At 45.6% G+C, this 12,467-nt stretch carries 16 protein-coding genes, 1 other RNA gene and 1 pseudogene; 14 read left to right on the top strand and 4 right to left on the bottom strand.

Annotation, left to right across the window (positions count from 1 at the left end):
• Positions 1 to 5: 5 nt before the first annotated feature.
• Positions 6 to 110 carry an acid-soluble spore protein SspM gene (gene sspM, locus NYE36_RS11790; protein ID WP_003153525.1) on the bottom strand — a complete coding sequence of 35 codons (105 nt, stop codon included), beginning with the start codon at positions 108 to 110 and terminating at the stop codon, positions 6 to 8.
• Positions 111 to 315: 205 nt separating this feature from the next.
• Between sspM and NYE36_RS11785 the strand changes: the two genes are divergently transcribed.
• Both NYE36_RS11785 and NYE36_RS11780 read left to right on the top strand, forming a co-directional pair.
• Positions 316 to 561: a DUF5446 family protein gene (locus NYE36_RS11785; RefSeq protein ID WP_094032289.1), complete on the top strand. Its 246-nt coding sequence runs from the start codon at positions 316 to 318 to the stop codon at positions 559 to 561.
• Positions 562 to 606: 45 nt separating this feature from the next.
• On the top strand, positions 607 to 975 hold the full coding sequence (locus NYE36_RS11780) for a YppE family protein (protein ID WP_007409492.1): 369 nt from the start codon (positions 607 to 609) through the stop codon (positions 973 to 975).
• Between the two features lie 38 nt (positions 976 to 1,013).
• Here NYE36_RS11780 and NYE36_RS11775 read toward each other — a convergent pair whose 3' ends face one another.
• Complete coding sequence (locus NYE36_RS11775; protein WP_003153532.1) at positions 1,014 to 1,196, bottom strand: YppF family protein; 183 nt, start codon at positions 1,194 to 1,196, stop codon at positions 1,014 to 1,016.
• Positions 1,197 to 1,382: 186 nt separating this feature from the next.
• On the opposite strand from NYE36_RS11775, the gene NYE36_RS11770 reads away from it, so the two are divergent.
• Positions 1,383 to 1,850, top strand: a complete 468-nt coding sequence (locus NYE36_RS11770) for a YppG family protein (RefSeq protein ID WP_094032290.1) — start codon at positions 1,383 to 1,385, stop codon at positions 1,848 to 1,850.
• A 29-nt stretch (positions 1,851 to 1,879) separates the two neighbouring features.
• Here the strand turns inward: NYE36_RS11770 and NYE36_RS11765 are convergent, their stop codons facing one another.
• The gene (locus tag NYE36_RS11765) at positions 1,880 to 2,293 is read right to left on the bottom strand and encodes a hypothetical protein (RefSeq protein WP_039254739.1); all 414 of its coding nucleotides are present in this window, start codon (positions 2,291 to 2,293) and stop codon (positions 1,880 to 1,882) included.
• Positions 2,294 to 2,431: 138 nt separating this feature from the next.
• On the opposite strand from NYE36_RS11765, the gene NYE36_RS11760 reads away from it, so the two are divergent.
• The 9 genes and pseudogenes from NYE36_RS11760 to NYE36_RS11720 all read left to right on the top strand — a co-directional run bounded on the left by NYE36_RS11760 (position 2,432) and on the right by NYE36_RS11720 (position 9,806).
• The gene (locus tag NYE36_RS11760) at positions 2,432 to 2,938 is read left to right on the top strand and encodes a PTS glucose transporter subunit IIA (RefSeq protein ID WP_012117833.1); all 507 of its coding nucleotides are present in this window, start codon (positions 2,432 to 2,434) and stop codon (positions 2,936 to 2,938) included.
• A gap of 98 nt (positions 2,939 to 3,036) precedes the next feature.
• Complete coding sequence (locus NYE36_RS11755) at positions 3,037 to 5,283, top strand: DEAD/DEAH box helicase (protein WP_094032291.1); 2,247 nt, start codon at positions 3,037 to 3,039, stop codon at positions 5,281 to 5,283.
• Between the two features lie 19 nt (positions 5,284 to 5,302).
• The gene (locus NYE36_RS11750) at positions 5,303 to 6,541 is read left to right on the top strand and encodes a ribonuclease H-like domain-containing protein (RefSeq protein WP_094032292.1); all 1,239 of its coding nucleotides are present in this window, start codon (positions 5,303 to 5,305) and stop codon (positions 6,539 to 6,541) included.
• Positions 6,542 to 6,662: 121 nt separating this feature from the next.
• Positions 6,663 to 6,770, top strand: a pseudogene (locus NYE36_RS11745) (hypothetical protein); the annotation flags it as partial.
• 83 nt (positions 6,771 to 6,853) lie between these two features.
• Positions 6,854 to 7,090, top strand: coding sequence for a spore coat protein CotD (gene cotD, locus NYE36_RS11740; RefSeq protein ID WP_003153539.1), 237 nt, complete (start codon positions 6,854 to 6,856; stop codon positions 7,088 to 7,090).
• An 88-nt stretch (positions 7,091 to 7,178) separates the two neighbouring features.
• Entirely contained in the window at positions 7,179 to 7,727 is a 549-nt protein-coding gene (locus NYE36_RS11735; RefSeq protein ID WP_094032293.1) for a DUF1273 domain-containing protein, read from the top strand.
• Positions 7,728 to 7,806: 79 nt separating this feature from the next.
• On the top strand, positions 7,807 to 8,106 hold the full coding sequence (gene gpsB / locus NYE36_RS11730) for a cell division regulator GpsB (RefSeq protein WP_003153541.1): 300 nt from the start codon (positions 7,807 to 7,809) through the stop codon (positions 8,104 to 8,106).
• A gap of 55 nt (positions 8,107 to 8,161) precedes the next feature.
• Positions 8,162 to 8,543, top strand: an RNA gene (rnpB, locus tag NYE36_RS11725) — RNase P RNA component class B.
• Positions 8,544 to 8,639: 96 nt separating this feature from the next.
• Positions 8,640 to 9,806, top strand: coding sequence for a class I SAM-dependent RNA methyltransferase (locus NYE36_RS11720; protein WP_015417697.1), 1,167 nt, complete (start codon positions 8,640 to 8,642; stop codon positions 9,804 to 9,806).
• Positions 9,807 to 9,846: 40 nt separating this feature from the next.
• Here NYE36_RS11720 and NYE36_RS11715 read toward each other — a convergent pair whose 3' ends face one another.
• Complete coding sequence (locus NYE36_RS11715) at positions 9,847 to 9,999, bottom strand: YpzG family protein (RefSeq protein WP_003153548.1); 153 nt, start codon at positions 9,997 to 9,999, stop codon at positions 9,847 to 9,849.
• Between the two features lie 165 nt (positions 10,000 to 10,164).
• Here NYE36_RS11715 and NYE36_RS11710 point away from each other — a divergent pair, with 165 nt between their 5' ends.
• Positions 10,165 to 10,356 carry a hypothetical protein gene (locus tag NYE36_RS11710; protein ID WP_003153550.1) on the top strand — a complete coding sequence of 64 codons (192 nt, stop codon included), beginning with the start codon at positions 10,165 to 10,167 and terminating at the stop codon, positions 10,354 to 10,356.
• Between the two features lie 103 nt (positions 10,357 to 10,459).
• Positions 10,460 to 12,379 carry an ATP-dependent DNA helicase gene (locus NYE36_RS11705; protein ID WP_014721409.1) on the top strand — a complete coding sequence of 640 codons (1,920 nt, stop codon included), beginning with the start codon at positions 10,460 to 10,462 and terminating at the stop codon, positions 12,377 to 12,379.
• Positions 12,380 to 12,467 lie beyond the last annotated feature (88 nt).

Raw genomic sequence — 12,467 nt, 5'->3', positions numbered from 1 at the left:
ATGTGTTACGTGGAAGGGCGGTTTGGGCCGCCTAATTTTTTATCAAGCGTATCAGTCGTTTTTGCTTCGGTTTTTTGCTGTTTACCTGCATTTTTCGGTCTCGTTTTCATACGGCACCTCCTCAACTGTATCGTTTGCATTAACGTGCCGGTTCATACAAAGTTTGCGGCACTTTTTTGTCGAAAGGCACGCCTTTTAGGATAATCTCTGTTTGTTTGCCGAACTGCTTCTACTTTTGTCATGTGCAGAGGAGAGCGGTATGAAAACGAGAATTATATTCTAAAGAGACGCAAGTGATAAAAGGGAGGAACATGAATGTCTGTTTACACGAGCAAGGCTGATATTCTCCGTCTGCTTTCTGATATCGAATTCCGGATTTCTGCTGCTGAAAAGACGCTTACCCAAGCAGTCAGATCCTGTCAGGCGGAAGCTGAAGAAATCAGACAGGAGAAACTTTCCCGCCTTGAGGAAGAGGCGCGGGAGCTTCATGTTTGTATTGATGACCTGTTTTTGGCTGACCGGCGTAAAAAGGATTTGCCGAGAGTCTGCCGGATCAGCTGATTTTATGCAAAAACTTTGGTACCATATGTACTGAGGTGAGTCCGTTTGCAGACACAGTCGTTATTGGAGCTGACAGAACAAATGATAGAGGCGGTTCTGGAAGCCGAAAAAAGGTATCAGGATGGAAAAGAGTCAGGCCGTTCATATGATTTTTTTGAGATTATTAAACCCGATGTTGAAAAAAGAGACCGGCTTTGCGCGCTTTGGACAGAAGCAGCACTTGCGTTTATTCAGGAAAACCGTCCGAAATACGTTCATCACGCACAAATTCAGGCCGTTACAGAAAATTTCGGAGAGCTGATGCTCCAATCATATGTTCATCATATTCATAAAAAAAGATACAGGGATTTAACTGAATCTGTTTTATATACGCTTCGTATATTAAGGGATGAAATTGAAAAAGAAGGCAGCTGAAAACGGCTGCCTTCTTTTATATAAAGGGGTCGGGTATGTTATTCATACGCCGGGTTTTCTGCTCCACTTGCTTCGAGAACCTTCATACTGTTTCGAAATTCGGTTGCGGTGAGATGGCCTTGAATATAGAGGAATTTTGCAAAGTCCATCAGTTTATCTGCACAATCTGTTTCATATTTTTTCACTTCAGCAAAACGCTTTCTTAAGTATGATACGTTCATAATGGTGCATCCCCTCTCATGTATGTTGAGATTATGGTAACATAACGATTCGACTTTTTTCTGTTTTTAAAAAATTAAGACTTTCGACAGCATTTGACAAAAATCAGAATCACCGAAAGCACATAACCACGGCGGAATTCATACATATATAGCAGAAACTTAGTGAGAGACAAGGGGGAATGTCGTATGCAATGGAGAGCAGAGCCATATCAAAATATGTACCAGCAGCCGGCGGGATATTTCTACCCGCAGCAGATACAGCCATTACAGCAGCCGTATCCGCAGCAGATACAGCCGCTACAGCCGCCGAGTCCGCAGCAGATACAGCCATTGCAGCATCCGCCATATCATCAGCAAGGGCAGTACCCGCAGCAATTTTATCCGAATCAGGAATACGGTCATATGCAGCAGCCGTTTGCTCCCTCTCCTCCTCAGGCAGCCATGCCCGGGGGGCAGCCGGGGTTTGTGAATCCTTACCCCGTTCCCAGACCGAATCAGCAGCAGTCTTCCCAATTCTCAGGCATACTCTCCCAGTTTAAAAAAACGAACGGACAGTTTGACTTTAATAAAATGATAGATACAACGGGGCAGATGGTAAGCGCCGTAAATCAGGTCGGATCGCTGGTGAAAGGCTTCACCAGTATCTTCAAATAAAAAGCATGAATGATATCCATCATTCATGCTTATTTTTTAGGGAAAAAGAGGGTAAGCGTCTGTTCATTCCAGGATGTTTCCATATCTTCTTCACTCACCTTATACGGGAGGACAACGGTTCTTGTCATGCTTGAAGACACATGGGATGAATGAGCCTGTTTATGATCGTAGCGGATTGTAACGTGAAGGTAGCACCCCTTCGTTTCCACCAGCATATCCCCGTCACGGAACGTCTCGGGAACGCCGATATCAACCGCGAGGCCCTTCGGCTCTTCTCTGACGTCAATCGTCACTTGCGCTTCAGTAAAAGCCGAATTGACAAGGTGCTGAAAACCCTGCATCAATTCTGCGAAGGGACCTGAGTGAAAAAATTGGTCCATCGCATGGCTGATGATGTCCTCATTACTTTGCGGATCAAGTTTATCGTTTTGTGATTGATCCATATGACCACCGCCTTTTTACAAACAGACTATGCGATGTTATGCCGTATGGTTAAGAATTGAAGGAAAAAAGAAAGTATGGTTAAATAGTGGAGAATAAACTGGTAACGGATTCACATTTAGGAAGGGGAGCACAACACATTGCTGAAAAAATTATTCGGATTGGGAGACAGCCGGAAAAAGCCGGCCGAGGAAGTGATTTTTTCTCCGGCTGACGGAGCGGTGATGGATTTGGCTTCAGTGCCGGATCCCGTATTTTCACAAAAAATGATGGGGGACGGGATCGCCGTCGAGCCTGCAAACGGAGACATTGTTTCACCGGTTGAGGGAGAAGTGATTCAGCTGTTCCATACAAAACATGCTGTCGGCATCCGCACCCTTTCCGGAGCGGAACTTTTGATACATGTCGGTTTGGATACCGTCAATATGAACGGCGAAGGCTTTGAAGCGCATGTAAAAGAAGGAGACAAAGTGAAAACAGGCGATCTGCTTTTAACGTGCCGGCTGGATTTAATAAAAGAAAAAGCAAGCAGCACCGTCATCCCTATGGTGATTATGAATGGCGATGCCGCAGAACCTTTGCAATTTGCAGGCGCAAATGAAGCGAAAAAAGGACAAACAGAGCTTTTTACGATAAAAATGAAGTAGGCAGGGGCTGATTCCCTGCTTTTTTTCTTGTGCAGGATTTTCATCTAGCCAGGCAAACAAATATTCGGTAAACTGTACCTCATAAAGAGGTGTGAACGATGAAGAAAAAATCATTGAGCGAACTGATTCAGGAATTAAAAAATCATGAAAATATTGTGCATTGGCATGAAGAGGAACCGCGGGAGGCGAAAACCATGCCGATGCCGGAGCAAGTAGATCGGAAAATTCGGGCGGCTCTCGAAAAGAGGGGGATCGAGCGGCTCTTTACACATCAATACTCCGCTTTTCAGACGGTTCAAAACGGAGAAAGCATTGTGGCTGTCACACCGACGGCCTCCGGAAAAACACTGTGCTATAATCTTCCGGTTCTTCAGTCTATCGCGGAAGATGCCTCAAGCCGCGCGCTGTATTTATTTCCGACAAAGGCGCTCGCACAGGACCAAAAAAGCGAGCTGAACGAAATTATAGACGAGACGGGCATGGACATTAAAAGCTTTACCTATGACGGAGATACGTCACCGGCCATCAGGCAGAAAGTCAGAAAAGCCGGGCATATTGTGATCACAAACCCTGATATGCTTCATTCAGCCATTCTTCCCCACCATACAAAATGGGTGAGTCTGTTTGAAAACCTGAAATATATCGTCATTGATGAATTACATACGTACCGGGGCGTATTCGGCAGCCATGTGGCGAACGTCATCCGCCGTTTAATGAGAATCTGCGCTTTTTACGGAAGCAAGCCGTCATTTATCTGTACATCCGCCACAATCGCCAATCCGAGGGAATTGGCGGAGCAGCTGACGGGAAAATCAGTGCGCCTGATTGACAATAACGGCGCCCCGGCCGGAAGAAAGCACTTTGCTTTTTACAATCCTCCGATTGTAAATAAACCGCTGCATATTCGAAAAAGTGCCACCGTGGAAGTGAACGAACTTGCCAAAACTTTTTTAAAAAATAAGATCCAGACGATTGTTTTTGCCAGAAGCCGTGTTCGGGTTGAAATTATTTTAAGCCACATTCAGGAGATCGTAAAAAAAGAAATCGGTGCGAAGTCTGTCAGAGGTTATCGCGGCGGATATCTTCCGAAAGAAAGAAGAGAAATAGAGCGGGGGTTAAGAGACGGAAGCATTCTCGGCGTTGTCAGCACAAACGCGCTGGAGCTCGGCGTTGATATCGGCCAGCTTCAGGTCTGCGTGATGACGGGGTACCCGGGCAGTGTCGCGAGCGCATGGCAGCAGGCGGGCCGGGCCGGGCGGCGGCAGGGAGAGGCGCTTATCGTGATGGTGGCGAACTCTGATCCGATTGACCAATATATTGTGCGCCATCCTGATTATTTCTTTAAACGCTCGCCTGAATCTGCAAGGATCAATCCCGATAATCTCATTATATTGGTCGATCACCTGAAATGCGCCGCGTATGAGCTGCCTTTCAGAGCCGATGAAACATTCGGAGAAAATGATGCAAGAGACATTCTCGAGTATTTAGAAGAAGAAGGGGTGCTTCACGAAAACCGCGAACGCTATCACTGGGCGAGCGAATCTTTTCCCGCCTCCAACATCAGTCTCCGTTCGGCGTCACAGGAAAACGTGGTCATCGTTGACCGGTCAGAGACGGCTGATGTAAAAATCATCGGAGAAATGGACCGCTTCAGCGCGATGACGCTTCTTCATGATGAAGCGATTTATCTTCATGAAGGGGTGCAGTACCAGGTTGAAAAGCTTGATTGGGATCATAAAAAAGCGTACGTGCGAAAGGTCGATGTCGAATATTATACAGATGCCAATTTAGCGGTGCAGCTGAAAGTGCTGGACATTGACAGAACGGACAGCAGAAAGAAAACGGCCTTACATTTCGGCGATGTAACCGTGAACGCACTTCCGACAATATTTAAAAAAATTAAAATGACGACATTTGAAAATATAGGATCAGGGCCGATTCATCTTCCAGAAGAAGAACTGCATACCAGTGCTGCCTGGCTTGAATTGAAAGAGGCGGATTCGGAGATCGGCGAAAAAACGCTTGAACAGCTGCTTTTAGGCATTGCCCACGTCCTGCAGCATATCGTGCCTGTATACGTCATGTGCGACCGAAATGACGTGCATGTCGTGCCGCAAATCAAAGCCGCACATACCGGACTTCCGACAATCTTTCTGTATGATCATTATCCGGGCGGAATCGGACTTGCTGATGAAGTATATAAGCGATTTGATGAAATCAATGAAGGGGCTGAGCGCCTGATCAGACAATGTCCATGTCAAGACGGATGTCCTTCCTGCATCGGCTCCGAAATAGAAGGAATAGATGCAAAGAAAGCGATACTCCGGCTCTTGAATTACGTGTAAAAGAAAAGGGGGACGAAAGATGTCCTTGAAAAATAAATTAAAGCGGATGAAAAACCACCTGAATGTGCCGGAAGCTGAAAAAAAGCCGGCAGCTTCACAACTTTCGGTCCCGGATATTCAAGTCCCATTTAGAGAAGAATGGGAGGCATTCGGAGTGAAGCCTTTCTTTTTTGAGGATGAATACTGTCTTATCCGCGAAACCGTCTATCCGCTTTCGCACCGCCACGGACGGTACAGCTTCAGTGAACTTGATGACGTCATGGCATTATGGAATAAAGGCGGTTTGACACATACTTTATCAGCAGAAGGATACGAAAAAAGCCAGCTGTTCTTCTTTGATACTGAAACGACCGGCCTCGGCGGCGGGGCCGGCAATATGATCTTTTTGCTCGGCCATGCAAGAGTGTATGAAGACCGTGTCGCGGTTAAACAGCATCTGCTTCCTAAACCGGGAAACGAGACGGCTCTTTACAAAAGCTTTTTAAGTGAGGTTGACATTACGTCTCTTGTTACGTATAACGGAAAAGCCTTTGACTGGCCTCAGGTGAAAACTAGGCATACATTGCTGCGGGACAGGGTTCCGAAGCTTCCTGACTTCGGTCACTTTGATCTTCTGCACGGGGCGAGACGGCTTTGGAAACATAAATTAGAGCGTGTATCGCTTTCGGCGGTTGAAAATGAAGAGCTTGCTTTTAAAAGGGACGAAGACACACCTGGTTATTTGGCGCCGATGCTGTATTTTCAATTTTTAAAGGCGGAGGATCCGGCTCTTTTAACGGGAGTGCTCTCGCATAATGAACAAGATGTGCTTTCCCTCATCGCTCTTTACATCCATATGTCAAAAAAGATTTTTGCATCTTCTGATCAGACGTCAGAACGTCAGGAAGCATACGCCATGGCGAAATGGTTTATCGCTCATAAAGAAACCGATCGGGCTGTTTCACAGCTGGAAGCGCTGCAAGGCAAAGACTTTGAAGATTCGGATCGGGCCCTTTTTGACTTAGCAATGCTTTATAAAAAACAAAACCGCAGGCAAGACGCCGTGCCCCTTTGGGAGAAACTGACGGGCTCTGATCTTCACATATGCAGACACCAATCAGCGGTAGAGCTGGCGATCTATTTTGAACATCACGCAAAAAATTATAAAAAAGCTCTGCAGGCCGCGCAGCAGGCGGCAGAAGACGGGGAAATATCGGAAAAAGAAGCCGAGAAGCTCCATGTGAGAATTGCCCGGCTTAAGAGGAAATATTCTTCTTGAAATATTGCCCGGGAAAGCGCAAAAGCCGAGCTGTTTCGCCAAAAATATTTTTTTCTGAATCCGCATCGATTTTGTTGTAGAATGGTGCCGCATCTTGTAAAATAGCGTTAGTTATTTATAGGGGAGAGTTGGTATGTATAAAGGTGTTTTTTACTTGTTCTTTGTCGTGGTTTTTTTGATTGCGTTTGTATTTTCGAATTTTAAAGACAGCTTGCTGACACACTTTTAAATTGGGTGATTGAATTAGAACATGCACCCTCTTTTCTTCATAACCTAACAGTGTAATATAAGTTAATGGAGAGGGGATTTAGCATGTTTCATCATCATTGTTGCAGACCAAACGTGATGCCGCCGATTGTCCATCCGACTCATTGCTGTGAACACCATTGTTTTTCTAACACAGTTGTGCCGCATATTCATCCGCAACATACAACTAACGTAAATCACCACAACTTTGAGCACGTTCATTACTATCCGCACACTTTTTCAAATGTTGACCCGACAACTCACCAGCATTTTCAGTGCGGAAGCCCTTGCTGCGATCATTAGTATTGAACGCTTAAGCAAGATCGGTTAGGATATCAGCAAATCAAAATGGGGCCCGATGGGGAGCCCCATTTTTTAAGCAGGTGATCAATTGAAAGTATTAGCCGTAACAGGATACAAGCCGTTTGAACTCGGAATTTTTAAACAGGATGACCGGGCGCTTGTTTATATAAAAAAGGCGATAGAAACCAGACTCAGAAGCTTTATTGACGAAGGCTTGGAATGGATTCTCATATCCGGACAGCTGGGGACTGAGCTTTGGGCGGCTGAAACGGCGTACGATCTCAGAGAAGAGTATCCGGAATTAAAGGTTGCCGTTATCACGCCTTTCTACGGCCAAGAAGAAAAGTGGAAGGAACCGAATAAAGAAATGTATGAAGCGGTGCTTGCTCAGGCAGATTATGAGGAGAGCCTGACGCATCGGCCGTACGAAAGTCCGCTCCAATTCCGGCAGAAAAACGCGTTCTTTATTGAAAAGTCAGATGCGCTTTTGCTTTTATATGATCCTGAAATGGAAGGATCGCCGAAATATATGCTGCAGCAGGCAGAAAAACGCCGTGAAACAGACGGATATCCGATTTATTCGATTACGATGGATGATCTCCGTGCCGCCGTTGAAGAAGAAGATTTCTTTTTATAACACGTCAGAGAATATTTGACAACGGGACGTGTTTCTGAATAAAATATAACATGATGATTCACGATATGAGGTGAAAAAGATGCTTGCTGATAAAGTAAAGCTTTCTGCGAAAGACATTTTGGAAAAAGAATTTAAAACAGGCGTTAGAGGTTACAGACAAGAAGACGTTGACAAATTTTTAGATATGATTATTAAGGATTATGAAACCTTTCATCAAGAAATTGAAGAACTGCAGCAAGAAAATCTGCAGCTGAAAAAACAGCTTGAAGAAGCAAGCAAAAAACAGCCGGTGCAGTCCAATACGACCAACTTTGACATTCTGAAAAGGCTGTCCAACCTTGAGAAACATGTATTCGGCAGCAAACTTTATGACGAATAGGGCAGATGCACTTGTCAAATGAGACAAGTTGCTTTATAATGAACAAGTGTTCTTAACGTTCGGGTAATCGCTGCAGATCTTTGAATCTGTAGAGGAAAGTCCATGCTCGCACGGTGCTGAGATGCCCGTAGTGTTCGTGCCTAGCGAAGAAATAAGCTAGGGCAGCCTTGATAGGCTGACGGCAGGAAAAAAGCCTACGTCTCCGGATATGGCTGAGTATCCTTGAAAGTGCCACAGTGACGAAGTCTCATCAGAAATGGTGAGAGTGGAACGCGGTAAACCCCTCGAGCGAGAAACCCAAATTTTGGTAGGGGAACCTTCTTGAAGGAATTGAACAGATAGAAGGACAGAATGCTTTCTGTAGATAGATGATTGCCGCCTGAGTACGAGGTGATGAGCCGATTGCAGTACGACGGAACAAAACATGGCTTACAGAACGTTAAACATTATTGATATGACAAATTAGAGCTCTCCTTTAAAGGGGAGCTTTTATCTTGAATGAGACGAAAGCTTAAAAGAGACAGGGTGATACGATGAAGAAGTACACACTAATAGCGACGGCGCCGATGGGAATTGAAGCGATCGTCGCCAAAGAAGTGCGTGATTTAGGTTATGAATGCAAAGTAGACAACGGAAAAGTCATTTTTGAAGGAGATGCGCTTGCGATCTGCCGCGCTAACTTATGGCTGCGGACGGCTGACCGCATCAAAGTACAGGTCGCCGAGTTTCAGGCGAAAACGTTTGATGAGCTGTTTGAAAAAACAAAAGCGATTGACTGGCGCGCGTACATTCCGGAAAACGCAAAGTTCCCCGTTATCGGAAAATCCGTGAAATCAGTGCTTGCCAGTGTGCCTGACTGCCAGCGGATCGTCAAAAAGGCGATAGCGGAAAAGCTGAAACTTCAATCAGGAAAACAAAATGAATGGATTGAAGAAACGGGCCCCGAGTATAAGGTGGAGATTTCCCTTTTAAAAGATAAAGCCGTGCTTACACTGGATTCATCAGGAACAGGCCTTCACAAACGGGGATACAGGGTTGATCAGGGAGGAGCTCCGATTAAAGAGACGCTCGCTGCCGCGTTAATTCAGTTAACCAACTGGACGCCTGACCGTCCGTTCGTCGATCCGTTCTGCGGTTCCGGCACGATCGCCATTGAAGCCGCTTTAATCGGACAAAACATTGCTCCCGGTTTTAACCGTGATTTTGTTTCAGAAGACTGGGAATGGATCGGAAAAGAACTGTGGGACAAGGCGCGTCTTGAAGTGGAAGAAAAGGCGAACTATGATCAGCCGCTGCAGATCTTTGCCAGTGACGTAGATCACCGGATGGTAAACATCGCCAAAGAAAACGCAGAAGAAGCGGGACTCGGTGACCTGATCGAATGCAAGCAAATGCGGGTGCAGGATTTTACGACGAAACTCGAATACGGCGTAATCGTCGGAAACCCTCCGTACGGCGAACGGCTCGGCGAAAAAAGGGAAGTCGAGCAGATGTATAAAGAAATGGGCCGGGCATTTGAATCTCTTGATACATGGTCTGTCTACATGTTGACGTCAAATGAACAATTTGAAGAGGTCTACGGAAGAAAAGCAACCAAAAAACGGAAGCTCTTTAACGGTTTTATCAAAACGGATTATTATCAGTACTGGGCTAAAGTGCGGCCGCAGCGGAAAAAGCCGCAACAAAGAGAAGACGCCTGAAACAGCGTCTTCTCCGGCATCTTTACGTTTTATTCTGCCATTACCAGCGGTGCGCTTTTGCGTTGCTCCGTAAAATAATGTTGGTCTGGGACATTTCGGTGTGGCCGTTCACTTGCGATTTAGAGCGTTTCGGCCGCGTCCAATTGTGATGAAACAATTCAGAATGCTGATCTAATCGATCTTTATAACTCATGTAACCATCACTCCCGGATAGAATAATTTTGTGAAGATGGATATTCGATCGAATATCTGTTGTAGTTTGTGCAGGTCAGGTGCGGATCATTCAGAATGGCATGTATAGAAAGTGAAGCATCGGCATAGAATGATGATTATTTCTATTTGAGAGGTGATCTATTTTATGCTGAACAGCGAGCACTTCAGTAAAATACAAAAGGCGTTAGACGCAACTGCTTTCCGGCTGGAGGAAGCCGGAGCGGAGTTCGGTCCTTCCGCCATGACACACGCACAGGAAGAACTTGAAAATGCGGTAAAACATACACATTCAACAGACCATCCGTTCCTATGTACACATATCATTAACCGGAAATGATAATGACAAAAACTTGGCGAGGCCAAGTTTTTTTGTTGTATTGAAAAGGGTTAAATGATATTATAGATGGTCTGAATGCCGAATAGTTAGGGGTTGGAGTTGGGTGACAACATCACGTTTGCCTTTTGCTTTAACAAAAGAAAAGAATTTTTACGAAGAATTGAACAATTGGATTGGTGACGTGTTTTACGATATCCTTCCCGAGAAAGGCTTTGACCTTCGGGATGAGCAGGTATTTATGGCGTTTCAGCTTGAACGGGCATTTAAAGAGAAAAAAGTCATGTTCGCTGAGGCAGGAGTCGGTACGGGGAAAACGCTGGTGTATCTGCTGTTTGCCATCAGCTATGCCAGATATACGGGTAAACCGGCCATTATCGCATGCGCCGATGAAACGTTAATTGAACAGCTTGTCAAAAAAGAAGGCGACATTTCCAAGCTGACAGAACATTTGGATCTGCAGATTGATACACGGCTGTCCAAATCCCATGAGCAGTATTTGTGTCTGAAAAAGCTTGAGAAAACGATGCAGCGTTCTGATGATGAAAAGTGGCTGGATCTTTATGAGTCGCTGCCTTCATTCGTACACGAGTCACAAGCGATGCAGCGCTTTTATCCGTACGGCGACCGTAAACAGTACGCTGATTTGACGAATGAAGAGTGGGCAGGCGTCAGCTATGATTCCTTCCAAGATTGTTTAACTTGTGATATGAGACATAGATGCGGTTTAACACTTTCGAGAGATCATTACAGAAAATCAACGGATCTGATTGTTTGCTCCCATGATTTCTACATGGAGCATGTATGGACGGAAGAATCACGCAAAAGGGAAGGACAGCTGCCGCTTTTGCCGGATCACAGCGCCGTCGTGTTTGATGAAGGACATCTGCTGGAATTCGCCGCGCAAAAAGCGTTAACGTATCGTGTGAAGCAGTCGACGCTTGAGCTGTTTTTAGAGCGTCTGCTTCAAAATGATATCAGAGAGGAATTCGCCGAACTGATTGAAGATGCCCTTGCCGCAAACGATGAGTTTTTCTATGTGCTGTCAGAGGAATCGAAGGAAATCGCCGGCTCTCACCGATTGGACATCCAAAACGACCAGCGTGTTAAGCGTGCGGCTGACGAACTGTGCCGTCTGCTCGATAAAATCGGCGAGGCGCTCGTATTTGAATCGGAAATGTATACGATCGATAAGTACGAGCTGTCAGTTGTAGAAGAATACGTCGAACAAATGGCATATTCGCTGTCGCTGTATCAAAAGGATGCCATCAGCTGGCTTGAAACGCGGGATACAGACTCAACGTTTGTCGTTATGCCGAGAACAGTAGCCGAAGTTTTGGGAGAAAAGGTCTTTTCTAAAAAGATTCCTTATATCTTCTCATCGGCCACTCTTTCTGAGGGCGGTTCATTTGATTATATCGCTGACAGCCTCGGAATCCGTGATCCTTTATCATTCACCGTTGAATCTCCGTACGATTACGAGGAGCAAATGTCTGTTGCGCTTCACGGTGACATGACGTCTGAGCAGAAAACTGCCGAAACGATTGAAACCATTAAGGAGAATGAAGGACGCACCCTCGTTCTTTTCCCTTCCTTTGAAGACATGAAGGAATTTAAAGAACAGGCTGCCGCGTGGGAGCTGCCGTATCCGATATACTACGAAGGTGACGAAGAGATCTCCAGTCTGGTCGAAAAATTCCAGCGGGATGAAGAATCCGTGCTTTGTTCCGTCCACTTATGGGAAGGTCTTGACATTCCCGGTGACTCGCTCCGGAATGTGACCATTTGGGCGTTGCCGTATCCGCCTCATGATCCCGTGTTTACCGCAAAGCGGAACGGAGCGAAAAAAGATCCGTTTGAGGAAGTTGATCTGCCGTACATGCTCTTGAGAGTCCGGCAGGGAATCGGCCGCCTCATCCGTTCTAATCAGGACAGCGGAACCATATCCATTTATGCGGGCGGAGAAAGTGAACGGGTCTTGGCCGAAGTCAAAAAGATCTTGCCTGTTACACCGAAAATCGTATAAAAACAAAAGCTGCAGGATTCTTATCCTGCGGCTTTTTTAAATCCGGGAAGTTGACTTTATCACGGCATTCCATTAGCCTGTAATTGAT

Source organism: Bacillus sp. FSL R5-0593 (assembly GCF_038603755.1).
Lineage (GTDB): Bacteria > Bacillota > Bacilli > Bacillales > Bacillaceae > Bacillus > Bacillus velezensis.
Note: the sequence above shows the minus strand (reverse complement) of the source record. Positions and strands in the feature narration are given on the sequence as shown.